Origin of the sequence: Neolewinella aquimaris (assembly GCF_014197245.1) — a bacterium.
GTDB classification, from domain to species: domain Bacteria; phylum Bacteroidota; class Bacteroidia; order Chitinophagales; family Saprospiraceae; genus Neolewinella; species Neolewinella aquimaris.
Map to the genome: position 1 here is coordinate 34529 of NZ_JACIFF010000001.1, position 22860 is coordinate 57388.

The 22860-nt window shown below is 58.8% G+C and carries 20 protein-coding genes and 1 tRNA gene; 9 read left to right on the forward strand and 12 right to left on the reverse strand.

Going from position 1 to position 22860, the window contains the following annotated elements; all coding sequences use genetic code 11:
- From GGR28_RS00135 to GGR28_RS00145, 3 genes are all read right to left on the reverse strand, one after another.
- Entirely contained in the window at positions 1-1185 is a 1185-nt protein-coding gene (locus GGR28_RS00135; RefSeq protein ID WP_183493689.1) for a hypothetical protein, read from the reverse strand.
- A 47-nt stretch (positions 1186-1232) separates the two neighbouring features.
- Positions 1233-1985, reverse strand: a complete 753-nt coding sequence (locus GGR28_RS00140) for a hypothetical protein (RefSeq protein ID WP_183493690.1) — start codon at positions 1983-1985, stop codon at positions 1233-1235.
- 293 nt (positions 1986-2278) lie between these two features.
- Positions 2279-2350: transfer RNA gene (locus tag GGR28_RS00145), tRNA-Arg, on the reverse strand.
- A gap of 105 nt (positions 2351-2455) precedes the next feature.
- On the opposite strand from GGR28_RS00145, the gene GGR28_RS00150 reads away from it, so the two are divergent.
- A complete protein-coding gene (locus GGR28_RS00150; protein WP_183493691.1) occupies positions 2456-3823 on the forward strand; it encodes a TlpA disulfide reductase family protein in 1368 nt (455 codons plus the stop codon).
- On the opposite strand, the gene GGR28_RS00155 is transcribed toward GGR28_RS00150, so the two are convergent.
- Both GGR28_RS00155 and GGR28_RS00160 read right to left on the reverse strand, forming a co-directional pair.
- Complete coding sequence (locus GGR28_RS00155) at positions 3806-5314, reverse strand: hypothetical protein (RefSeq protein WP_183493692.1); 1509 nt, start codon at positions 5312-5314, stop codon at positions 3806-3808. The genes GGR28_RS00150 and GGR28_RS00155 overlap by 18 nt on opposite strands.
- Before the next feature lie 75 nt (positions 5315-5389).
- The gene (locus GGR28_RS00160; protein WP_183493693.1) at positions 5390-5947 is read right to left on the reverse strand and encodes a DinB family protein; all 558 of its coding nucleotides are present in this window, start codon (positions 5945-5947) and stop codon (positions 5390-5392) included.
- A 109-nt stretch (positions 5948-6056) separates the two neighbouring features.
- Here GGR28_RS00160 and GGR28_RS00165 point away from each other — a divergent pair, with 109 nt between their 5' ends.
- Complete coding sequence (locus GGR28_RS00165; protein WP_183493694.1) at positions 6057-7109, forward strand: sugar phosphate isomerase/epimerase family protein; 1053 nt, start codon at positions 6057-6059, stop codon at positions 7107-7109.
- A complete protein-coding gene (locus GGR28_RS00170) occupies positions 7106-8368 on the forward strand; it encodes an exo-alpha-sialidase (protein WP_183493695.1) in 1263 nt (420 codons plus the stop codon). The genes GGR28_RS00165 and GGR28_RS00170 overlap by 4 nt, the downstream gene beginning before the upstream one ends.
- Here GGR28_RS00170 and GGR28_RS00175 read toward each other — a convergent pair.
- Complete coding sequence (locus GGR28_RS00175; protein WP_183493696.1) at positions 8365-11118, reverse strand: TonB-dependent receptor; 2754 nt, start codon at positions 11116-11118, stop codon at positions 8365-8367. The two genes, GGR28_RS00170 and GGR28_RS00175, sit on opposite strands and share 4 nt — an antisense overlap.
- Before the next feature lie 88 nt (positions 11119-11206).
- The gene (locus GGR28_RS00180; RefSeq protein WP_183493697.1) at positions 11207-11662 is read right to left on the reverse strand and encodes a MarR family winged helix-turn-helix transcriptional regulator; all 456 of its coding nucleotides are present in this window, start codon (positions 11660-11662) and stop codon (positions 11207-11209) included.
- Positions 11663-11768: 106 nt separating this feature from the next.
- Between GGR28_RS00180 and proC the strand changes: the two genes are divergently transcribed.
- The 5 genes from proC to GGR28_RS00205 are packed head-to-tail and all read left to right on the forward strand — an operon-like array spanning position 11769 to position 15307.
- Positions 11769-12578, forward strand: coding sequence for a pyrroline-5-carboxylate reductase (gene proC, locus GGR28_RS00185; RefSeq protein WP_183493698.1), 810 nt, complete (start codon positions 11769-11771; stop codon positions 12576-12578).
- Entirely contained in the window at positions 12575-13567 is a 993-nt protein-coding gene (locus GGR28_RS00190) for an NAD(P)H-quinone oxidoreductase (protein ID WP_183493699.1), read from the forward strand. Before proC ends, GGR28_RS00190 begins: the two co-directional genes overlap by 4 nt.
- 39 nt (positions 13568-13606) lie before the next feature.
- Positions 13607-14338, forward strand: a complete 732-nt coding sequence (gene lipB, locus GGR28_RS00195) for a lipoyl(octanoyl) transferase LipB (RefSeq protein ID WP_183493700.1) — start codon at positions 13607-13609, stop codon at positions 14336-14338.
- Positions 14339-14365: 27 nt separating this feature from the next.
- A complete protein-coding gene (locus GGR28_RS00200) occupies positions 14366-14905 on the forward strand; it encodes an RNA polymerase sigma factor (protein WP_183493701.1) in 540 nt (179 codons plus the stop codon).
- 9 nt (positions 14906-14914) lie between these two features.
- Entirely contained in the window at positions 14915-15307 is a 393-nt protein-coding gene (locus GGR28_RS00205; protein ID WP_183493702.1) for a hypothetical protein, read from the forward strand.
- A gap of 9 nt (positions 15308-15316) precedes the next feature.
- On the opposite strand, the gene GGR28_RS00210 is transcribed toward GGR28_RS00205, so the two are convergent.
- Positions 15317-15646, reverse strand: coding sequence for a tetratricopeptide repeat protein (locus GGR28_RS00210; protein ID WP_183493703.1), 330 nt, complete (start codon positions 15644-15646; stop codon positions 15317-15319).
- Between the two features lie 61 nt (positions 15647-15707).
- Between GGR28_RS00210 and GGR28_RS00215 the strand changes: the two genes are divergently transcribed.
- Positions 15708-17015 carry a bifunctional folylpolyglutamate synthase/dihydrofolate synthase gene (locus GGR28_RS00215; RefSeq protein ID WP_183493704.1) on the forward strand — a complete coding sequence of 436 codons (1308 nt, stop codon included), beginning with the start codon at positions 15708-15710 and terminating at the stop codon, positions 17013-17015.
- A gap of 7 nt (positions 17016-17022) precedes the next feature.
- Here the strand turns inward: GGR28_RS00215 and GGR28_RS00220 are convergent, their stop codons facing one another.
- The 4 genes from GGR28_RS00220 to GGR28_RS00235 all read right to left on the reverse strand — a co-directional run bounded on the left by GGR28_RS00220 (position 17023) and on the right by GGR28_RS00235 (position 22681).
- On the reverse strand, positions 17023-18105 hold the full coding sequence (locus GGR28_RS00220; RefSeq protein WP_183493705.1) for a beta-ketoacyl-ACP synthase III: 1083 nt from the start codon (positions 18103-18105) through the stop codon (positions 17023-17025).
- Positions 18106-18189: 84 nt separating this feature from the next.
- Entirely contained in the window at positions 18190-19140 is a 951-nt protein-coding gene (locus GGR28_RS00225) for a magnesium transporter CorA family protein (protein WP_183493706.1), read from the reverse strand.
- Between the two features lie 78 nt (positions 19141-19218).
- Positions 19219-21072: a DUF1501 domain-containing protein gene (locus GGR28_RS00230; protein ID WP_183493707.1), complete on the reverse strand. Its 1854-nt coding sequence runs from the start codon at positions 21070-21072 to the stop codon at positions 19219-19221.
- A 7-nt stretch (positions 21073-21079) separates the two neighbouring features.
- Positions 21080-22681, reverse strand: a complete 1602-nt coding sequence (locus GGR28_RS00235) for a DUF1800 domain-containing protein (protein ID WP_183493708.1) — start codon at positions 22679-22681, stop codon at positions 21080-21082.
- Positions 22682-22860 lie beyond the last annotated feature (179 nt).

Sequence of the window (22860 nt, forward strand, 5' to 3'; positions counted from 1 at the left end):
TCAATCCGCCCCGCTTTGGTTCACGGTTTCTCCGATCGTGCGTAGCGCGACGACGGTCAGTTCCTTCACCCGGCGCGCGGTACGCAGTGCGGCGTAGTCGGGCTCGGCGCCGAACCAGCGTCCGAAAACCGTTCCGAAAAACAGCCGAAAATAGGTGTACCCCCCGCCGTATTCCGCCGCCGCCCACAGGCCCACCGCGTCCTCGTACCTTCCACACTCCAGGGGGGCGAGTCCGGCATCGCACCAGCGGGCTTCCTGCCCCTTGCGCATGTTGGGGCGGATCGACAGGCTGAAGGGGTTGCCACTGAAGCGCTTAAAGTAGTGCAGCCACTCCCGGTAGGGGATGTCGTCCCTCACTTTCCCGGGCACCGCCGCCGCGCGGTAACAAATGTACAGGCCGGTCGCGGCGGCACTCGGTTCGATGCTGCAACGGTTGGTGGTCGTGAAGGCGGCGCAGGGGAGTCGGCTCTCGGCGTAGTGCAACTCCTTGCTGATGTAGTCGGTCCATTCCCCACGGGTGGTAGCGGCAAAGTCCTCGCCGTAGTACTGGTCGTACAGGGTGAGGGTGTAGATCGCCGCGGCATTGTCGGCCGGTCGGAGCAGATTTTCTTCCCCGTGACTTCCGAGGTGCTTGTAGTGCGCGCGGCGCATCCGGTCACTCAGGTGTCGTCCGATGCGCTGAAAGTAGGGTTCGTACGTCTCGTCCGCGGTGGCCAATTGGTAGTGGCCTAGTACCGCGCCGGCGTGGGCGAGGAAATATACTTCCCGGTCCCAGTCGGAACTGCTTGCCCACTGCGGCAGATTGCTGTAGCGCACGCTCCAGTCGGCCATGCGCCGCAGCAACGAGTCGGCGGCCGCCGCGCGGTCGGGGGCATACGTTCGGCCCCGGTACAGGGCCTGGCTGGCGGTGGAGAACAGGAAGAGCGTTTCTTCCGATTCGCGCAAACCCTCTCCGCTATATAGGTCCGGACGCTTCAGTTCCCGCAGCAGGGTTTCCAGGTCGTACACGGCCTGCCGGTGACTGACTTCCTCCAGGTACACAGCTACGGTGGCCGCCGTCAGCAGTAGGGCGGTGAACGCAGGAGCAAGGAAGAGCACCCGACGGCCATGCCGGTAGAGCCACCAAGCGGGCAGGAGGAACGCTAAACTGAAGAGAAGGGGCGGGAGAATACCAGTAATGGCCATGCAGAAAGAATACAACGACGTGACCGCCAAAGGTATACTCTTTCCCCTCAGCTATTGGTCTGGGCCATTTTCCAGTGCGAAAGGCGTTTGACCTGCTTCGCGATGGGGCGGGGCTGCTCTGCCGACTTCGTAGCCAGGGAGTTGGATAAAATATTCCGACATACCACTAGCTGGAAACAGGTCCAGAAGATGATTCCCCCCAGTTTGGCACCATCCTCCAGGAGGTAGACCATGTCTATCCCGATCAGTCGTTCCGGTCCGGGAGCAAGGTCGGTCAGCATGGATACGCCGAACAGGCCGAGCGCCACGAACAGGATGGGAAACGGCGCATTGAGAATGGCTGTTTGATTGAATATCAAATACCCGGCCATACTGAATATATATACCGAAAATACGATCCCCTCCGGAATACCCAGGTTATCTGGTAGTACCGTTTCGTGTAACATGAACACGTCATCCAGGGCCAGTCCAATAGTAAGTAGGAAGGAATACAGAATAAATCCTTTCGAAAATACCTGTAGGCGATTGCCGAGAGCCAGGATAAGGAGCAGTGCACCGATCGGTATCGACCAGAAGAAAAAACCCAATTGGGAAAGTAGCCCGAAATACACCGGTGCATCGATCAGCGCTAGGGGGTCCCGGAATAACTCTGAAATGGGGATGAGGTATATCAGATTGACTGCCAGTGCAATAGCAATAAAAGAACTGATGAGGATTGCGGGGATAAGCATTATCGAGCCGTAGCGACGAATGCTTTTAGAGCTGAGCGTAGCCAGCTCCCCAATGGTTGGGAAATACATAAGGCGAGTGTAAGAGTGTTTGAAACCCGGCTTATTATAACCGGTAGTGTCGAAAGCTAATTTAACAGCGTAAAGAAGACGGTAGACTTCTTTGTTGTACAAACATAGAAACTTTATACACTCAAGTGTTAACTTTAGAACAACAATTTTCAATTATTCGCGTTGCCGGACACGCTCAGTTAACACGAATACGGTCAGGAATTCCACTATGCGAAATTGCAGGGGGACAAGCACACAATTATCGAGGATAAATGGTCACCGGGCCGGAGGCAAAAACCTCCGGGGCAGTGAAGTGGTCTCGGATGGAATCGAACCATCATCGCAGGCTTCGGAAACCTGTATACTATCCGTTGTACTACGAGACCGGATGCTTGATTAAGCGGATGCAAAAGTACGTCGCGGTCTTCACATCACCAACTACCGGTGGGTAAAAGCGTTGTTAGGGCACCCTTAAATCGCAAATCCCCCGTATGCCAGCTCCCCGGCAATCTACCCCACGCCCCGCCGTACTCATCGGCATCCCGGCCCTCCTACTGGTGCTCCTCGCCTCCTGCGTGTTTGTGCAGAAGCGCTATATTTACTTACCCCCCGGGCCCTACCGCGGTGTGCTGGAACTCGAGTACAACCCCGTAGTGCCCAATCCCAAGGGTGCCCCGATCCCGGAAAAGGTAGGTCTGGAGTTTGACGAAATTACCGGCGGACAACTTCCCTTCAACTTCGATGTCGTCTACGATACCGACACCACGTTTCACCTGGTGATCCACAACGGCGAAGAAAAAATCACCGTACCCGCGAAGGATATTTCTACCGGACGCGACCAACAGGCAGGGCGCGACACCATTCGGATTGACTTCCCCGTCTACGACACCCACATCAGCGCCTACCACGAGGAAAACGTCATCGAGGGGGTCTGGGTGGTCCACTACCGCGACAACTACCGCATCCCCTTCAAGGCCTATTTCGGTAAAGGGTACCGCTTTACCCCGCTGCGCAAGCAACCCGCCGCAGACCTAAGTGGGCAGTGGGCCGTAACCTTCGCGGGAGACGCAAGCGAAGATCCCTATCCCGGAGTGGCCGAATTCCGGCAGGAGGGCAACCGACTTACGGGCACCATCCGCACCGAAACCGGCGACTACCGCTACCTGGAGGGTACCGTTCAGGCGAATAAGCTGTACCTCAGCGTTTTCGACGGGAGCCACGCCTTCCTGTTCGAAGCACTCATTAAGGACGACGGCAGCCTCACGGGGACGTTCCGCAGCGGAAGACACTACATCACCGACTGGACCGCGGCACGCAGCGACACGGCGGAGCTGACCGACCCCGACCAACTCACCCGATTACGGGACGAGGTACCCCTAGCCTTTGCCTTCCCCGATCCGAACGGCGATACCCTGCGGCTGAGCGATTTTCCGGGTCCCAAGCTGATCCAGCTGTTCGGTACCTGGTGCCCCAACTGCCGCGATGAGACCAACTTCATCCAGGAGTACCTGGCCGAACACGACACCGAAGACCTTCAGGTGGTGGCACTGGCCTTCGAACGCTACGGAGCCACGGACGAGCGCAGTAGGGCGGCGGTGCGCAGGTACATTGAAAATCAGGAAGTGCAGTGGCCGGTACTGCTGGCCGGGAGCAATGATAAGAACGAAGCCGGTCGTGCCCTTCCCATGCTAAATAAGGTCATCAGCTACCCGACCCTGTTGTTCGTCGACCGAGACAACCGGGTGAGGAGAATCCATACGGGCTTCAACGGCCCCGCCACTTCGAAGTACGCGGAATTCACGGAAAGCTTCGATCGCACCATTAAGGAACTGCTGGCGGATTCAGTACCGGCTCAGTAGATCCTGCTGGTGCAGTAAAAAATCGTTGGTGGGATCGTGCAGTAGGGCCTCCTCGATGTAAGCACGGGCGGGCACGTACTCCCGTTCGGCGAAGTAGTAGTTGCTGGCCGCTACGAAGGCCGTTAGCGTCCAGAGTTTACGATCCAGTCCCCCGGGTACGGTAACGAGGAGTTGCCGAAATTCAGCGAGTGCTCCCAGCGCCTCTACGATTTCGGTCGCCGCAAATCGATCCCTGACCCGGAGCGCTTGCTGCCGCAGGATAATATCCGCATAACGATCGTGCTCCTTGATGAAGGGATAGCGACCAACCTTTCGCTCCACCTGGCGGAGCAGTTCCTCCGGATCGCTGTACGTGTCGCGCAGGTAAACCAGGGTAAGCTCCGCGATGTAATTCCGGTACTGCTGGCTTTCGGGATTACCGGCGTAAAGTTCTTCGGCCAGCTCCAGGGCCCGGTCGATCTCGTTTTTTTCCTGGTGGTAGGCAAGCAGACGAAGTTGCTGCAAGGTTCGTACCTCATTTTGCCATTCCGTAGCGCCCTGCGGGCTGTTTGCGAGGTACACTGTGATGAGGGTGTCGGCTGCCCCCGGTCGGTCCGCGGAGAGCAGGGCCTGCTGTCTTTCGTCGAAGTGACGCAGTAGAGCCGCGGCGTAGTACCGATTGTCGGGATCGCCCCGCCAACCGACGAATAAGCGGCGAGCGTAATCGGCTTCGTTGGGCCGCTTCAGGGACGATGCCTGCACTTTAGCGGCCTGATCCAGTACCATGAATGCCATCCGAGAATCACGGAGCAGGGCCGTCGAAATGTGGCGTGCCGTAGCGCGGTAGTCTGCCATGATGTAGGCGGACTGGGCCAACCGGAACTGCTCGTACGCACTCAACTGCAGGAAGGTAAGCCGGTGGTTGGGCCGGTAGTAGTACTGATAAAACACGCTATCGGCTTCGGCGGGAGTAAGGGCGGTCAGGTCCTGATCCACCATGGTACGGACCAGGGAAAGGTATTCCCGGCGGAAGGAGCGCTCTGCTTCGGGGTCGTGGGGACGGGCGGCGGGGTTGCGAACAATCAACCGCTTCCCCTGGGGGTCGACCAGCAGGTAACTCTCCCAGTGATCGACGTAACCCTCGTGGGGAATGTTGAACTTCTCGAGGGTAAGGGAGACCAGCACGGAGGCCGTGGCGTCGTTGTACCTTCCACTGCGAAAGGCGTCGGTCAACTCCGCGGCGGGGTCGTAAGTGCGGAACACCTGTTGCTTAAAGCGATCGGTGATGCGATCGACCTGCTTCTTTACCGACCGGCGCTCCAGCCGATCCTGGTACTTCAGCTGCCGAAATATGTTCTCTAGCTGCTTACCGAGAAATTCCCGCTCGCTGACCACGGCGGGTTCCTCGCCGGGAAACAACAGGCGTAGGCGATTACCCAGGTCGGAGGCCGCAAGCTGGACGGAAAAAAACAGGAGCAGAAGAAGAAGAAGAAGATGGACGGTTCGGATCAAGGCGCGGGAAACTAGTAGGGTACACAACTGCAAACGGGGCATCCGTTGTCTAAAGTACAGCGGGCCCTGCGAATCCTAGTAGCGGTCGCGGAAGATTTCCATGTGGTGGTACGTGTGTCCGGAAATGATGAAACCCATGGCGCGGCACGACATCGGACCACCACCCACCGAACCGGTAAACTGGAGGTCGGATTCACTAAAGCCATTGAACAGGGAGATCGTGCTCTTCCTTACCGTTCGAAATTCTTCGATCATGCGCTCAAATTCGCGGCGGGTAACGTCGGCCCACACAGCGTATTGCTTGTGTTCGAAGGAGGGTAGGGGAGTTTCGTCGTGCCGCCCCAGACAAAGCGCCCGGTAGGCAAAGATCCGCTCGGTATCGATGATGTGCTGCAGGGCTTCCTTGACGGTCCATTTGCCGGAGGCGTAGGCGTGATTCACCTTTTCTTCGGGCAGGTTGGTGAGGTATTCCGTGAGTACGGCAGCGGAATCGTCCAGGGCGGTCCGCAGCGTGATGTCGGCGGGAACCAGTTCGATATAATTGGAGTAGAACGTCCCGTATTCGGTGGGGGAGAGAGAATTGCGCTTGATCATTTGTTCGTTTGGGGGGCTGTTGTCGGGTCTGGCTCCCAAAGTACGCAGCTATTTAGTAGTTTGTCCCGCACCCGCGGCCCCGCTCGAAAAAAAATGTAGCGGTTCGGTGGCGGCACACCAAATCGGCATCCAAAAATCTCAACTATCTATGACGACCATCAAAGGCCCCGCTATCTTTCTCGCGCAGTTTATGGGCGACGAGCCCCCCTTCAATAACCTCGACGACATCTGCGGCTACATGGCCGGTCTGGGCTACCAAGGCGTGCAAATTCCGACCTGGGACAGCCGTCTGATCGACCTGGAAAAGGCGGCCGACAGCAAGGACTACTGCGACGAAATCAAGGGCCGGGTAGCCGAGCACGGACTGGAGATCACCGAACTGGCCAGTCACCTGCAGGGACAAATGGTGGCCGTGCACCCCGCCTACGATACCATGTACAATGCCTTCGCTCCGAAGGAAGCCAAGGACAACCGTAAAGCTAAAATGGAGTGGGGCACCCAGCAATTGCTGCTCAACGCTAAGGCAAGTGCCAATATGGGTCTCACAGCTCACCCCACCTTCTCCGGGGCACTACTGTGGCCCTTCGTTTACCCCTGGCCCCAGCGGCCGGCCGGTCTGGTCGATATGGCCTTTAAGGAACTCGCCGATCGCTGGCGGCCGATCCTCAACGCCTTCGACGAAGTGGGCGTTGACGTAGGCTACGAATTGCACCCGGGAGAGGACCTGCACGACGGCATCAGCTTTGAAATGTTTGTGGAGGCGCTGGACGGCCACGAGCGGGCACAGATCAACTACGATCCCAGCCATTTCGTGCTGCAACAGCTGGACTACCTCCAATTCATCGATCATTACCACGAGCGCATTTGTGCTTTCCACGTGAAGGACGCCGAGTTTAATCCCACCGGGAAGCAGGGCGTATACGGCGGATACCAGGGCTGGGCCGACCGTGCCGGACGCTTCCGCAGCCTCGGCGACGGGCAGGTAGACTTCAAGGGCATCTTCTCTAAATTGAGCAAGTACGGCTACGACAGCTGGGCGGTACTCGAGTGGGAATGCGCCATCAAGAGCAGCGAACAGGGCGCGGCCGAGGGAGCACCCTTTATTGCCGACCACATCATCGAAGTGACCGAGCGCGCCTTCGACGACTTTGCCGACGCCGGAACGGATGAAGCGGGCAACCGGTCTATATTAGGCCTATGATGGCGTCCACAAAAGACAGTGCCTTCTTACCATCAGCTGCTATAACGCTCGTCCTTACGGCTCTGCTCCTTGTTGCCTGCGGCGGTGATACCACCCCGGGTGAAGCATCCGAACCGCTCGCCGCGTCCCGCTGTGTTCAGTTGCCGGCCGGATCTCGTTTGCCGCGTTTCGGAGCCGGCTCGGGCAGGCTACTGCTTTCTTACGTGATGCAGGACGACTCCAGTGGCGATCGCCTGCACGTCCGCGAGTTGGTGGATGGTGTCTGGGGATCCGATCGGATGGTGAGTTCCGGCGATCAGTGGTTCATCAACTGGGCCGATTACCCCTCCGTCAAGCCCTTTGGAGATAGTCTGTTCTATCATTACCTCGTCTACTCCGGAGAGGGGACCTACGATTACAACATCCACTACGGCACCGGGTCGGAAGAGCGGGGTGTACTGCACAACGACGGCGTAGCCGCGGAGCACGGATTCGTGTCCAGTGCGCATCTTCCCGGTGATAAGCTGCAGTTGACGTGGCTTGATGGTCGCAAGACCAAAATCGAGGGAAGTCCTACCTCCGCCGATCACGGTCACCACGGTGGGGGTGAAGCGATGACCCTACGTACCGCCACCCTGTCGGCGGAGGGTGCGGTAAGTGAGCGAAAGGAGTTGGATGAACGCGTCTGCGACTGCTGCAACACGGCAACCGTAGTAGCGGGTGACCGTACAATGGTCGCTTACCGCGACCGCTCGGAGAGTGAGATTCGCGACATCGCCTTCGTTAGTCGAGTCGCTGGCGGTGAGTGGTCCGCGCCCCGTCCGGTACACGCCGACAACTGGGAAGTCACCGGATGCCCGGTCAACGGTCCTGCCCTGGCCGCAAACGAAGCCGGGGACATCGGCGTGACTTGGTATACCGCCGCTGGAGGAATGCCCCGTATTCAGTTCGCACGGTACAACGCGAGCCGGGATGCCTTCGATGCCCCGATCGTACTGGACGGTCAGGACCCCCTGGGCCGAGTAGATATTAAACTAGGACCCGATGGAACGGCCTACGTCACCGGGCTATCCAGCAGCGACGATCCGGAAACGGCTGCCATTACGCTGTGGACGATCACCCCGGATGGAAGCGTCGACGCAAGACGGATACACACGACGGCACCCGCCCGCAATTCCGGATTTCCCCGCCTTGCCCTACACGACGGCGAGTTGCTGGTGGCCTGGACAAACATCGAGGGCGACGAGCCCGTGGTGGAAGTTTGCCGGGTGGATCGTTAAAGCGTAAAACGGACCCGGGCAAACAAGTACCGGCCGTTGGCGCCAAACTGCTGGCTGCGGCGGCTGTAGAGAAAACGGCCGTCCGACTGGTTTGCGGGTGAATTAAGGTCGGGGTACACATCGAGCAGGTTGTTGCTGCCCAGCGTTAACTTGAGCCGCTCACTGACCGCGAATCCGAAGCTGAGGTCGGTAATGACCTTACCGCTAAAAACCTGGTCGTTGTCGAGACTATTGGTCGCCTCGTCGACGGGACCGAAGTATACGTTGCGGAAGAAGACGTCGAATTTGTTCAGGGTATAGTTGAAGGTCAGGTTAGTCTTGGTGCGGGGGACGGCGCTTTCCAGGAAGATCTGGCTCGTCCGGTCGAAGTAAGTGTCCTCCAGCCCCTCGAGCACGGAACTGGTATTGACTTCCTGCAGGCTGGTTTTTGCGAAGGTGGTTGCCAGGGTAGACTGCAGGTTGCCCTCGCCGATCCGGCCGTTGTGGGTGATGACCACGTCGATTCCCCGGGTACGGCTGTCGATGGCGTTGGCAAAAAAGGCCGCCCGGTTGGCGTTCGCTTGCTGGAGTAGCCGGCTGATCTCCTGTAGCTGTGGTGTGGCGTCGCCGCCCTGAAACTGACCCGTAAGTACGACGCGGTCGTTGATGTCGATCAGGTAGCCGTCAATGGTGATGCTCAGGTTGGCGTCGGGGATACGTCCCGTAAAGCCACCGCTGTAGTTGACGCTGCGCTCTTGCTTCAGTTGGGGAATACCCAGCAACTGGGCCGGCCGGCTATCGTTGCTGAAAACGCCTACCTCGAAGGGGATGCCGTCGACGAAGAGGGTAGAGGTGGAGTTAAAATTCAACTGGTGCAGGCTGGGGGCCCGGAAGCCGGTACTGCCACCCGCCCGGAAGGTCCAGTCGTTGCTCAATTTAAGCCGGGCCGTAAGCTTGCCGTTGACCGTAGATCCGAAGTCGGAATAATTTTCGAAGCGAATGGCGGCACCCAGCAGCAGGCTCTCGGTAAAATCCGCCTCCACGTCGCCGTAAACTCCAACGCTGCTCCGAAACGCATTTACTTCATTGTCGGGGCGGAATCCGGGGAATACCTGCGCGCCTCCCGGCCGACTGCGGCCCAGGGGGTCAAAGACGGTGGCGATGGGTCCCTGACCGTCACGAATGATGACCGTATCGCCACCGGTGGTGATCACCTGACTGGCGGCACCGTAATCCCGGTAGCTGGCTTCTTCACCGGCAGTGATTTGGTAGTTTTCCAACCGGTACTCGGCCCCAAAGGCGATGTTGAGTCCCTGCAGGGCGTCGTCGAAGTAGCGGCGTACGTCAAGGTTGGCCGTATTCTGGGAGAAGCTGAATCCGCCGGCATCGAAGGAGGTCGGACTGCCCGAGCCGAGGCTCGCGTTGAGGGAGTTGTTGATCAGGTAGTTAAAGCTGTTACGGCCGTAGACGTTAGAGAAGTCGACCTCCCACTTGTTGTAGACACTGACGATGCCAACCGCCACGCTGGCGTCGTTGATGTTGGAATTGATGGCGGGCAGGAAACCATTGGGGTAGATATCGGTCACCGTACGCTCCTGGTTAGGGAGGCGGTAAAAACCCGTTGCACTGCCCCGGCGATAATTCAGACCACCAAAGCTGTACACTTCCGTCGCTGCCGCTACCGGCAACTTGAAGTTGTACATCACCCCACCGTTCCGGATCGCGGACTGGCCCACGCGCATATTGAAGTCACTGCGCTGTAGGCCACGGCGGGCGAGTTCCTGTTCGGTGATGTCGTCACTGGGGTCGCCGGCATAGTTGGGGTTATTGTACCCACTAAAGATGCGACCGCTAAACTCCTGCATGCGATTCGTGTAGTCGCGATCATCGAAGACGCCGGTGAAGTTCAGCACGCCGCCTTCCTCATTGAGTTGAATACCGTAATTGGCGCTGATCTGATTAAATTCCCCGTCGGTGCTGCCCTGGTAATCCGGAATTTCGGAGCTTACGTAGGCGCCGGTTTCCGCGTTGAGGCTCAGCCCCGTTTTCTCCTTCAGGATAATGTTGATTACCCCCGCGATCGCGTCCGAGCCGTACTGGGCGGAGGCACCGTCGCGAAGGATTTCGATGCGCTCGATGGCGGCGACGGGAATCGAGTTGAGGTCCGTTCCCACATTGCCCCGCCCGAAAGTGCCATTGACGTTCACCAGGGAGGTATTGTGACGACGCTTGCCATTGATGAGGACCAGTACCTGATCGGGCCCCAGTCCCCGCAGTGAGGCCGGGTCGATGTGGTCGGTTCCGTCGGAGATGGTTTGAGTGTTGGAGCTGAAACTGGGTGCTACGTAGTTCAGCAATTGGTTGACGTTGGTCTGCGCCGATGCCGAAGCGACCTCCGTTACGTTGACAATGTCTACCGGTACCGGAGTAGTCAACTTGGTACGTCCTGCGGAGCGTGAGCCGATCAGCACGACTTCATCCAGTACCGTACCGGCGGAGAGGATGGCATCGATGCGATCGCTTTCCCCGATCTGTACCTCAATGGTGCCAAATCCCAGAAAAGAGAACACCAGCGTAGTTGCTGCTTCCGGCACCGAGATGGTGTAGTTTCCGTCGATATCGGTGGTAGTGCCGAGGGTCGAACCCTTGACCGTGATGTAGGCACCGGGCAATGGATCTCCCGTGTCATCGCTGACCGTTCCCGACAGGGAGCGTTGTGCGGCAAGGGACAGGGCGGAAAAACAAAGGAGGAGTAGCAGTAGTCGTTTCATATGGACACAATTGATGAGATGAAACAGACTCGCGAGGGCGAGGTTCCTAATTCAAATACTTAAATATTGGGTGCCTCAGTATGTATACCTACCCCCTCATTCGATCGAGTAGACCGCTGAGTTGGTTAAAGTCATCGTTGTCTAAATTCTTGAACTTGTGCAGCACTGCTTCTTCAACCGCCACACTAGCCTCGCCGACCACCCGGAGTCCCTCCTCGGTAATGAAGATGTCGACACGCCGCCGGTCGCTGGGGCATTCCTGCCGTTCCACGTACCCCTTGTCCTTTAGCTTATCCACCAAACGACTGGCATTGCTCATCTTATCGATCATGCGTTCGGTGAGCAACTTTACGGTGGCGGGATTTCCGGCCCGACCACGCAGGATTCGCAGGATATTAAACTGCTGTACACTCAATCCGAATTGCCGCAGCGCCACAGTTGTCTGCTGGTCGATCCACGCAGCCGTGTACAGCACGTTGACCTGCGCGCGGTGGGCGGGCGAACTGAACGTCGGCTGTTGAATTTCCTCTTCGATGGTAGGCATAACCTTAATGTGTGTGTGCTAAGTAATACAAGGAGTACCCGTTTAAGGTTGTTTCTTGCGGCTGGCCGGCCTTACTCTATCTTAGCCGCCTCAAACAACGGCGGATATGAAAATACTGGTGATCGGGGGCGGGAATATGGGCAAAACGTACGCCCGTAGTTTGCTGCGGGCCCACCTGGTGAAGAAGGAGGACCTGATGATTCTGGAGCGACAGGAGGAAAAAGCAGCAGCACTGCGACTCGAGGACGTCGGAACCGTATACACCACCGCCGAAACCTGCCTGAATGCCGCCGACCTCATCATTCTGGCCGTAAAGCCCCAGGATAGCGCCACCCTGTTTGAAAAACTGCGGCCCAGCACCGATCCCCAGCAAGTTTACCTGTCCATTATGGCGGGGGTAACCATCGCATCGATTCAGCAAGGACTCGGGGTCGAAAAGGTCATCCGGGCCATGCCCAATCTCCCGGCCCAGATCGGCCTGGGCATGACGAGCTACACGGCCAGCGACGCCGTAACCCGCATTGAGCTGGTGCTGGTACAGAACCTGCTGAATACCACGGGAAAGGCCATCTACGTCGATGATGAGTACAGCATCGATGCCACCACCGCCATCAGCGGAAGCGGTCCGGCCTACGTGCTCTACTTCATGGAAGCCATGATCGAAGCGGCTACCGAGATGGGATTCAACGAAAGTCAGGCCGAGCTGCTGGTCGCCCAGACCTTCCGCGGCGCCGTGGAGCTGCAAATGAAAAACGACCTGAGCTGCCGCGAATGGATTGAACGCGTATCCAGCAAGGGCGGAACTACCGAGGCGGCACTGAACACCTTCCGGGCCACCAGCGTATTCGAAGACATTAAATCCGGTGCCCGCGCCGCCTTAGACCGCGCCGTCGAACTGGGAAAACCTTCCGTATGAAAGCCATTGTATTCGATCAGCCCGGAGATGAAAGCCAGTTGCACATTGCTGACGTAGCCGACCCCGCTCCCGCGCCCACCGCCGTACTGCTACACGTTGCCGCTACCGCCCTCAACCGCGCCGACCTGCTCCAGCGGGAAGGAAACTATCCCGTACCGCCCGGGGCAAGTCCGATCCTCGGGCTCGAAGTCGCCGGTACGGTCATGGAGGTCGGACCCGAAACCGAAGGGTTCGAAGTAGGGGACAACGTTTGCGCCCTGGTCAACGGAGGGGGGTACGCCCAGCAGATCGCCGTCGATTACCGGATGCTGCTCAAACTCCCCGAACGGCTTTCCTTCACCAAGGCGGCGGCCATCCCCGAAGTGTTTCTGACCGCCTTTCAGGCCCTGCACTGGATCGGCGGGCTCAAGCAAAACGACACCGTGCTGATTCACGCCGGCGCCAGTGGGGTAGGTACCGCAGCTATTCAGCTGGTCAAACTAGCCGGTGCCCTCCCGATCGTCACGGCGAGTGCCCACAAACACGAGCAGTTGTTCGACCTGGGTGCCGCCCTGTGCATCGACTACCAGAGTGAAGACTTTGCCGAAGCGGTGCTGCACTTCACCGAAAACAGGGGTGCAGACATCATTCTCGACTTTGTCGGCGGCCCCTACCTCAACCAAAACCTGCAGGCCTGTGCCACGGACGGACGCATCGTAAGCCTGGCCGCCCTCGGCGGGGCACGGGTAGCCGACTTCAGCATGGCTCCCTTCCTGCGCAAGCGCATTCAGCTCACGGGCACGACGATGCGCAGCCGCACCGACGAATACCGCCGCCGCCTCACGGCCGACTTCCGCGAACGCATCTGGCCCCACTTCGCCGACGGCGCACTGCAACCGGTGGTCGATACCATTTACGACTGGGAGCAGGTCGGCGACGCCCACCGCTACATGGCCAGCAACGCCAACGTCGGCAAGATCGTCATGACCATCGGCATCGTGGACCCCTAGGGGAAAACCTTTTTAATCCGCTCGTTCGTTACTTCCGGTATGCCACTCGTACACCTTCATCACCTCGGTCGCATGGATTACCAGGAGGCCTGGGACCTGCAAACCCGGCTGCACCAGGGAATCGTAAACCGGAAGCTGCTGGCCCGCCGGGGAGAAGCGGTACCCGATGGTCCTGACCACCACCTGCTGTTCGTGGAGCATCCACCCGTCTATACTCTCGGCAAGTCGGGCTCCGAAGAACACCTCTTGTTGAACGAGGCCGAGTTGGAAGCCCAGGGGTTTACGTTTCGCAGGATCAACCGCGGGGGCGACATCACCTACCACGGTCCGGGACAATTGGTCGCTTACCCCATTTTCAACCTCGATGCCTTCTTCAACGACGTGCACCGCTACGTGCGCAGCCTGGAGGAAGTGGTGATTCGTACGATGGAAGATTTCGGACTGCGGGGCGAGCGGGACCCCGGGTTTACCGGCGTGTGGCTGGCGGGCGATGCCTCCCGTCGGCAGCCGCGGCGCAAGATTTGCGCCATCGGAGTGCACCTGAGCCGCTGGACAACCATGCACGGTCTGGCATTCAACGTACGGCCCAACCTGACCCACTTCAGCAACATCGTGCCCTGTGGAATTGCGGACGACGACCGGGCCGTAACCAGTCTGAGCGTGGAACTGGGCCGGCCGGTGGAGCTTGCCGAAGTACTGCCGGTGATGGAGGGGCACTTCGCCGACGTCTTCGAATTTGTACCCACCAAAACACCCGTCCCTGGCATCTAGCGACCGTAATCAAACGAACCGAACCCCTTGACCGAGCAGGAACTTATCGCCGGCTGCAGAGCCAACGACCGACGGGCCCAGCGCGCGGTCTACGAGCGATACGCTCCGCTCATGGGTGCCATCGCCCGCCGGTACTGCCGCCGGGACGCCGATGCGGACGACGTGTTGGTTTCCGCCTTCTACCGCGTATTCGACAAGATCGACAGCTTCTCCGAAAACGGCAGCTTCGAGGGGTGGATCCGGCGAATCGTAGTCAATGAGTCGCTGATGCTCTTGCGCAAAAAACATGCCCTGAAGCAGGCCGCGGAACTGACGGAGGTCGATCCTGGAAGTTTTTCCATTCCGGCCGCGGCGGCGGAAAAACTGGCCGAGCGCGATATATTGGATTTGCTCGATGCCATGCCGGTTGGTTACCGCACCGTATTCAATCTCTACGTCATCGAGGGGTACAAACACCGGGAGATTGCCGACTTACTGAAGATCAGTATCAATACCAGCAAATCACAGCTCATCCTGGCTAAAAGGAGGCTGCGCGAACAACTTGAAAAACTGGGCTACGCCCGCTAATTATCAGCCATGTCTAGTCAAGATTCTTTCGAACGCAAATTTCGCCACACCGCCCGCGGTATGCGTCGCCGGCCCGCACCGCGCAATTGGGACCGGATCGAGTCGCACCTCGATCGCCGCGACCGCGGGTCCGCCTATTTCGGCATTCGACCCTGGATGATCGCCGCCATTGTGCTGATCCTCGCCGGCTATGCCGTAGTGGCAAACCTGCCTTCACAGTCCGGTCCCGACCCCCTGGCCCAGCGCGCGCAGTCCGTGGAGGAGCTAGATGTACTTACGGTCCCGCCCGTCAGCCGCATCCCGGACTATCAACCGCTGTCGGACGACCGCGCCGATGGGTTCCTTGTTTCCCGCAGCGAAACGCGTTCCCGACTGGCCGTATCGCCAAAGTATCGCCTCTGAGGTGGCCCATTATTCCGCGAAGTCCTCCTCATCTCCCAGTTCGAAACGAGCCCCGGCCAACTCGCGCATGGCGTGGTTTTCTCCGAGCTCGCGGGTGATCTCCATGCCCCGTGAATATATTTTCCACGCTTCCCGCGGACGCTCCATACGCTCCAGCGTTTTTCCCAGGTGGTAGTAGGTTCCGACGTACTCCGGCTGGTCGTTCACCAGGCTCCGGTAAATATTCAGGGCGGTGGCATCATTCCCCTCTTTTTCCCATTCCTTTGCGAGTGCAAAACGCAGAAACGCATCCTTGGGCGCAGTTTCCAGCAGTTGCAGTATTTGATCTTTCCGGCTCATGGCGCAAAGGTAGCATTCCCGCCTCCTCCGGTGCCGGACAGTGATTTATTTCCGTACTCGTATGACCTACCCCCAGACCCTCGACTACCTCTTTACCCGCCTGCCCATGTACCAGCGCACGGGGGGAGCCGCCATGAAGAAGGACCTCACCAACATCCGGCTGCTGCTCGAAGCACTGGGCAACCCGGAGCAAAATTTGCGGTTTGTCCACGTTGCGGGCACCAACGGGAAGGGGACCGTCAGTCACTTGCTTGCTGCCGCCCTTCAGGCGCACGGCTACCGGGTGGGCCTGTATACGAGCCCGCACTACAAGGACTTTCGGGAGCGCATCAAGATCGACGGAGCGTTCATTTCCCAGGAAGCCGTTGTCGACTTCGTCGCGCGAATCGAGCCCATGATCGAGCAGATCGAACCCAGCTTCTTCGAGATCACCGTGGCGATGGCCCTGGATTATTTTGCGGGAGCGCAGGTGCAATGGGTAATCCTGGAAACGGGCCTGGGTGGCCGCCTCGACAGTACCAACGCGGTTGACCCGGTGCTTTCCGTTATCACCAATATCGGGTACGACCACACCCAGTTCCTGGGTGAAACCCTACCGGAGATCGCCGGAGAAAAAGCCGGCATCATTAAAGCCGGTCGGCCCGTCGTGATCGGCCTTACCCAGGCGGAGACGGAGGGGGTCTTTCGCCGGAAGGCCAGCGAAGAGGGCAGCCCCATCCTGTTTGCCGATCAGCACTACTCCCTGCGGGCAAACTACACCCGCGACGACAACTTTACCCACCAGCACCTGTACGCCACGGATGCCATCCCACCGCTGGATTTTCCCTTCCCGGTAGCCGCGGCGGGACCCTACGTAGCCGAAAACCACCGCACCGCCCTAGCCGCGCTTCTGCGCCTGAACGCCGACGGCCTGATTGATCTCGACCCCGCCGCGCTCAAAACGGCCTGGCTCAAGCTGAGCGAGCTCACGTATTACATCGGTCGCTGGCAGGTGCTCGGAGAATCTCCGCTCACCATCGCCGACAGTGCCCACAATGCCGAGGGCCTCGGGCCGGTCATAGATTTACTGAACGAGCTGAACGCCTACCGTAAGGGGCACCAGCACATCGTGATCGGGGTGGTGAACGACAAGGATCTGCACCGGGTGCTGCCCCTTTTTCCCACGAACGCGAGCTACTACTTCGTGAAGGCCGACATCCCACGCGGACTACCGGCGGAGGAACTGCACGATGCCGCCGCGGAATACGGCCTAGTCGGGAACGAATTCGGTTCCGTAAAGAAAGGGTTTGCCGCTGCGCGAAAACAGGCGGAGGCCCACGACATTATTTTCGTCGGGGGCAGCATCTTTACCGTAGCCGAGGTGCTTTAGCGAAAGTCTACTTCCCCCACTTCAGTACCGCGGCGGCCCAGGTAAAGCCGGCACCGAAGGCGGCCAGGGTCACTACGTCCCCCTTCTTTAACCTTCCTTCGTCGCGTGCTTCGGATAGGGCGATGGGAATGGAAGCAGCCGTAGTATTGCCGTAGCGCATGATGTTATTGTACACCTGATCGTCACGCAGCCCCATGGTGTGGGCGACGAACTGGTTGATGCGCAGGTTTGCCTGGTGGGGAACGAGCAGGTCGAGGTCGTCGATGCCCAAACCAGCCTTCTTGAGCGCTTCCAGGATCACCTCCGGGAATTTGCGAACGGCCATCTTAAACACTGCCTGACCCTCCATGTGGGGATACACGCGACCCTTGTCTAGCATGTCCTGGTTCCAGAAAACGCCACCGTACTTGTTTTCTTCCAGATTGTAGTCGACATCGAATCCTTCGATGCCGTATTTCTCGATAAAGTATCCGCCGTGGGCGCCGGGATACATGTAGCTCAGTTTCTCGGCGTAGGTGCCGTCGCTGTGCATGGTGGTAGACAGGACGGATACCTCCTTGTCTTCGGTAGCTTCCAGAATGACCGCGCCGGCACCATCGCCGAAGATCACACTTACGTTGCGGCCGCGGGTCGTGAAGTCGAGTCCTACGCTGTGCACTTCCGCACCGACGAGCAGGATCCGCTTGTACATTCCCGACTTAATGAACTGATCGGCCGTACTTAGGCCGTAGAGAAATCCGGAGCACTGGGCGCGAATGTCCAGGGCGGCGATCTCGGTCTTCGCGATGCCTAATTCCCGTTGCAACAGTACGCCGGCGCCCGGGAAGTAGTAATCGGGGCTGAGGGTAGCGAAGACGATGAAGTCGATGTCCTCCTTGTCGATTCCCGCATCCGCAATGGCGCGCAGGCTGGCTTCCACGGCCAGGGAGGTAGTGGTTTCCTTGCCGCGCTCGATGTACCGACGTTCCTCGATGCCGGTGCGTTCGCGGATCCATTCGTCGCTGGTTTCCATCACTTCGGTGAGGTCCTGGTTGGTGACGACGTTCTTCGGTACGTAATGGCCGATACCGGTAATCGTAGTAAAAGGCATGAAGGGGACTTTAGCTCGTAAGGCCGTAAAGGTAGATAAATAAGTCGTACGCCTACGGCTTGTTACGCAGGGTCGTACCGCCGCTCAGAACAACCGCTTTTTCCTGAAATAGAAGATCACGGCGAAGCTCAGGAAAATGGATAGCAGCAGGATAAGCAGGTAGGTGTAGTTGCCTTCCTGTAGCGGCATGGGCACGTTCATCCCGTAGAAGCTGGCAATCACCATCGGCACCGTGAGCACGATCGTGATCAGGGTCAGCCGCTGGATCGTGATGTTCAGGTTGTTGGAAATGATGGAACCGTAGGCGTCCATGGTCCCGTTCAGGATGTTGGTGTAGATGTTCGCCATTTCCAGCGCCTGACCGTTGTCGATGATGATGTCCTCAAAAAGGTCCCACATGTCCTCATCGTGGCGGATGCCGAGAAAGTCCGCCCGCTTCATCTTCATCTTCAGCAGTTCGTTGCCGTTCAGGGCATTGATGAAGTACACCAGCGACTTCTCGATGCTGAGCAACTGCTTCAGTTCCCGGTTGCGGCTGCTGTCGTAGAGTTCCTGCTCGATGAGGTTACGCTTGACGTTCAGCCGCTTAAGGCAGGTGAGAAAGCGGTAGACCGTATGCTCGAAAATGCGCAGCACAAACTGGTTGCGCCGCGCCGGATCGATGTTCCGCAGCTTGTTGTCAATGAAGAGTTGCAGTACGGGATGGTCGGGCGTCGAGGTAATCGTAATGAGTGCCTCGGGGGTAAGGATGATGCCGATCGGGACCGTGATGTAGATGCTGTCGTTCTCGGTTTCCACCCGGCTGAGCACGGGAGTATTGATGACGATGAGACGCGCATCGTCCTCGCGTTCGTAGCGGGATCGTTCGTCGATGTCGAGCGGGTCGGTCAGAAAGTCGATCGGGAGGTCGTACCTGGCCGCAATTTCCGGCAATTCTTCGGAGGAGAACGGCGGCACCAGGTGGATCCAGGTGTCGGGGCCGGGCTGCTCCACTAATCCCAGGTGGCCATTCTTGCTGGCAAAGTAGCTGGTCATGACGAGAACGTTTTAGTGAAGCGGGTGCAAAGGTAGGCAATATCTGGGTCCGCTCGGCTACCCGCCCGGCCCCGCTGCTCACTTCACCACAATACGGCGCGCCACCCGGTGCTGGTCGAAATCGAATTGAATCGTGTAGACGCCGCCCGGCAGGCGGCCGGCCCGAATTTCCAGCAGGGTATCGCGCCCCCCACTCAGGGCCTGACTGTCGGTAATTACGCGCCGGCCGACCGCATCGTGTACCGAGTACCGCACGATGGTATCTACCGGCGTATACACCTTGACGGCCGTGCGGTCGTATACTGGGTTGGGGTGAGGCAGGCCGACGGTGAGCTTACCGGCCCCGTGGCCGCGCAGGCGGGCAGACACCACGCTACTGACAGCGAAGCTACCATCGTGATCTACTTGCCGCAGCCGGTAGTAATAGAGCACGCCACTCTCGACCTCCCGGTCGCGGTAGTCGTAACTCGCACCCGCCCCGCCGCTGCCCTGCGCGGACGGTTGCCAGCTCAGGTAGGTGAACGTGCGTCCATCCGTGCTACGCTCCACCTCAAAGCCCTTGTTGTTGCGTTCTTCGGAGGTCTGCCATTCCAGGGCGATGTGGTCGTCGCCCCCCCGGGCCGTAAAGCTCATGTAGTCTACCGGCAGGGTGATGGCCGAGCGGCAGCTGGCCGCTACCGGGACGTAGTTGAAGTCTTGGTACACGATCTGCCGCACGCTCACCTCGGGCACATCGAACCAGTCAACCAGTATTGAGCCGTAGATGTCGCGGAAGTCGTACTGGAAGGGTACGGCCAGCCCCCGCTCCACTTCCGGCTCGATGGTGGGGTTCTCCCCGAGCACCTTGCCTTCACCGCAGCCGCCGAAGACGAACAAGGGGGCGGCGTCTCCGTGATCCGTACCCCTGCTTCCGTTGGAGGCAACCTGGCGGCCAAATTCGCTGTAGGTCATGCCCAGCACCCGATCGTTTAGGCCCCGGGCCTCGATGTCGCGTTGAAAAGCGGTTATGCCCTCCGAAAGATCGTCGAGCAGGTCGGCGTGGGCTCCGGTGGTGTTGTCGCCAGTCACTTGCTGGGCGTGGGTGTCGAAGCCGCCGAGCTGCACCACGTAGAGCTTGGTCTGCAGGCCGCCGCCGATCATGGTAGCTACGTTCTTGAGTTGTTGGGCAAAGGTCGTATTGGGGTAGGTAGCAGACTGCTTTCCACTGTCGGCGGCTTCCTTAATGACCGTACCGTAGGCATTCGTCTGGCTGATGGCGATGCGCAGGAAGTCCACCTCGTCGCCGTAGGGGGTGGCCGGCAGTGCTGTATCACCCCCCGGGGCCAGGTAAGTAATATTGAAGGGGTCGTTGATGGTCTGGCACACGTTGGTGACCGTACCCTGGCAGGTCTCGCTTGCCGCGTTGCCCATGGTGATGGCTAGGGGGTGGGGTGCATCGGTGTTGGGATAACCCTCGGGGTAGTCGGGGTTATCGTTTTCTAAGTAGCGCCCAACCCACCCCTGGGTCAGTTCGACGTCGGCGGGCGAGGCGGTGCTCCATATGTCGGTCGAGCGAAAGTGACTGCGGTTCTGGTTCGGGTAGCCAACGCTCTGGACAATGCCGAGTTTACCCTCGGAGAAGAGGTCGCGAAACCCACCGAGTTGGGGGTGAAAGGCCTGGGCGGCGCCCGGTTTGATGTCGATGAGACTGGTTTCAGGCAACACCACATTAGGGCGTACCCGGTTGAGATTGCTCAGTTGGTCGAGAGGCACCAGGGTGTTGAGGCCATCGTTGCCGCCGCTGAGCTGGACGAGCACCAGCACGCGGTCGGTCTCTACGTTAGAAAACAGGGATTCGAGCTGGCTGCTGCTTGCAGCACGCACGCCGCTCATACCGCTCAGCAATGGGAGGGTCAGTCCGCCGGAGCGGCGGAGAAAATTTCTACGATTCATTATAAAATTACTGGAGGTGAAATTCCGCCATGCTGAACAGCGCGCGGAACATTGCCTTAAGTTTACGGAGGATGGGATCGACGTAGGTCGAATCGTTGGGGTTATCGCGGTATTCTTCGTACTGGATGGTCCACTCGAAGTCGGGCAGGCCTGGCAGCAGGATATCCTTGAGTGCACTTAGCTGGTCGGCGTGCGGCGGTTGGGCGAGAAAAATCACGCTCACGTCTTCCAGCAGCACGTTGACGTCCGAGGGTTGGGTCAGCCCGTCGATGAAGGCCAGGAAGTCGAGCGGCCGGCCCTGCCCCTCGGTGTAGATGCCGTTGTTGGTGATGGCCTGCACCGCCGTCCGCCGCCGCTGCAGGGTAGGCGACGATATCCAATTGCGGTAGTAACCCGGGCTCTGGTAATAGGCCTTCCACCCCGAAACGGAGGGCAGCATTAAGAAGTCCATATCCATTGTCTCGGCCCACCAGTGGTAGGAAGTACCGAGGTGGTAGGTCACCAGTAGGTTGAGGTTCAGATAGCCGTAACCGCCGAACGGCCGGGTCATGGAGAGCAGAAACTCGTAGGGGTTCTTGATGATGGTACCTCGGTACTCGTCGGCAAAAAAATGGTCTGACTGCAGCAGGTTCTCCAGCACGGGCGCCAGCTCGAAGTCGCTGTTGACGAAGAGCTCGGCCAGGGGGTCGATGACGTTCGCCTCGATGTCGTCGTCGATCTGGTGGCCCACAAAGTAGGTGTAGAGATCCCGACAGAGCGCCCTGGGTGTTTCGGGGTGCTGGAAGATGATGTCGATCAGGGTCTTATACTCGTCGGCCCCGCCGTCGGTGATTACGGCGTTATTAAAGTGGGCACTGAGTTGTTTGGACCCCGTATCGTGCCAGCTGGCCTGGAAGTAGCTGCTGGTGGTGTTGTGCTGCGTGCTGTAGAATCCGAGCTCGCGCCAGCCGGTAAGTACGCGGGCGATGGCGCGGATGTCGTCTTCGGTGTAGTTGACGTCGCCCGGGCGGCCCTTCTGTACCGTAAAGAGTTCGAGGAGCTCGCGGGCGTAGTTTTCGTCGGGCGCATCCTTGTGGTTAAAGCGGCCGTTAAGAAAGGCCAGCATGGACGGTAGCACAGTGATCTCCTTGATCAGGTCCCGGAAGTTGCCGGTCGCGTACTGACGGCACAACTGGATGAAATCGTACTCGGCTCGCTGCTCGTTGACCGCGGCGATGCCGAAGTGGTTGATCCAAAACAGCGCCATCTTCTCGATGATGTTACTCTGGGAGTCGATCAGTCCGTTCATGTACCAACCACGGATGCTGGGCCAGCGGTACTCCCCGACATCGGTGTCGTTGAGCCAGGGGGCGTTGATCCAGGTTTCTCCGACCGGCACGTTGGGGTCGTCCGTGAAGAAGTGGTTGACGGGGGGCGGGGGCAGGGCCGCAGGAGCGAGCAGTTGGTCGATCGTAGCGGCGAGTCCCTGGTTTACCGCACCATCTATGTCGGTGATGGTAGCTCCCATAAGGGTGCGGCGAAGGAGGTGGGCGGCTTGCGGCCGCCCGAACGTGCCGGTATAGGGAGCTAGTCCTACTGCCGGCGGGCGTAGATTATGTAAAGCAGTCATGAAAGTTGAGAAAGGGTAGTTAGGCGAAAGCTAAGAGTCTAGCAGTGCGGGCACAAATCCGCAAATGTTAGTACGGGTATAGATAATACAGTCGGTTTATTGGGGTAGCTCAATGAACCTAACGGGGCAGTTGCCGACTTTATTTCCGATCGCCCGATAAATTGCAGATGCCGGAGCTT

Excerpts from the sequence above, each read along its gene's own strand:
- GGR28_RS00165 (WP_183493694.1), top strand. The coding sequence starts at position 6,057 with ATGACGACCATCAAAGGCCCCGCTATCTTTCTCGCGCAGTTTATGGGC.
- GGR28_RS00170 (WP_183493695.1), top strand. The coding sequence starts at position 7,106 with ATGATGGCGTCCACAAAAGACAGTGCCTTCTTACCATCAGCTGCTATA.
- GGR28_RS00175 (WP_183493696.1), bottom strand. The coding sequence starts at position 11,118 with ATGAAACGACTACTGCTACTCCTCCTTTGTTTTTCCGCCCTGTCCCTT.
- GGR28_RS00215 (WP_183493704.1), top strand. The coding sequence starts at position 15,708 with ATGACCTACCCCCAGACCCTCGACTACCTCTTTACCCGCCTGCCCATG.
- GGR28_RS00235 (WP_183493708.1), bottom strand. The coding sequence starts at position 22,681 with ATGACTGCTTTACATAATCTACGCCCGCCGGCAGTAGGACTAGCTCCC.
- GGR28_RS00150 (WP_183493691.1), top strand. The coding sequence starts at position 2,456 with ATGCCAGCTCCCCGGCAATCTACCCCACGCCCCGCCGTACTCATCGGC.
- GGR28_RS00190 (WP_183493699.1), top strand. The coding sequence starts at position 12,575 with ATGAAAGCCATTGTATTCGATCAGCCCGGAGATGAAAGCCAGTTGCAC.
- GGR28_RS00205 (WP_183493702.1), top strand. The coding sequence starts at position 14,915 with ATGTCTAGTCAAGATTCTTTCGAACGCAAATTTCGCCACACCGCCCGC.
- GGR28_RS00180 (WP_183493697.1), bottom strand. The coding sequence starts at position 11,662 with ATGCCTACCATCGAAGAGGAAATTCAACAGCCGACGTTCAGTTCGCCC.
- GGR28_RS00220 (WP_183493705.1), bottom strand. The coding sequence starts at position 18,105 with ATGCCTTTTACTACGATTACCGGTATCGGCCATTACGTACCGAAGAAC.
- GGR28_RS00230 (WP_183493707.1), bottom strand. The coding sequence starts at position 21,072 with ATGAATCGTAGAAATTTTCTCCGCCGCTCCGGCGGACTGACCCTCCCA.
- GGR28_RS00135 (WP_183493689.1), bottom strand. The coding sequence starts at position 1,185 with ATGGCCATTACTGGTATTCTCCCGCCCCTTCTCTTCAGTTTAGCGTTC.
- GGR28_RS00140 (WP_183493690.1), bottom strand. The coding sequence starts at position 1,985 with ATGTATTTCCCAACCATTGGGGAGCTGGCTACGCTCAGCTCTAAAAGC.
- GGR28_RS00210 (WP_183493703.1), bottom strand. The coding sequence starts at position 15,646 with ATGAGCCGGAAAGATCAAATACTGCAACTGCTGGAAACTGCGCCCAAG.
- proC (WP_183493698.1), top strand. The coding sequence starts at position 11,769 with ATGAAAATACTGGTGATCGGGGGCGGGAATATGGGCAAAACGTACGCC.
- lipB (WP_183493700.1), top strand. The coding sequence starts at position 13,607 with ATGCCACTCGTACACCTTCATCACCTCGGTCGCATGGATTACCAGGAG.
- GGR28_RS00225 (WP_183493706.1), bottom strand. The coding sequence starts at position 19,140 with ATGACCAGCTACTTTGCCAGCAAGAATGGCCACCTGGGATTAGTGGAG.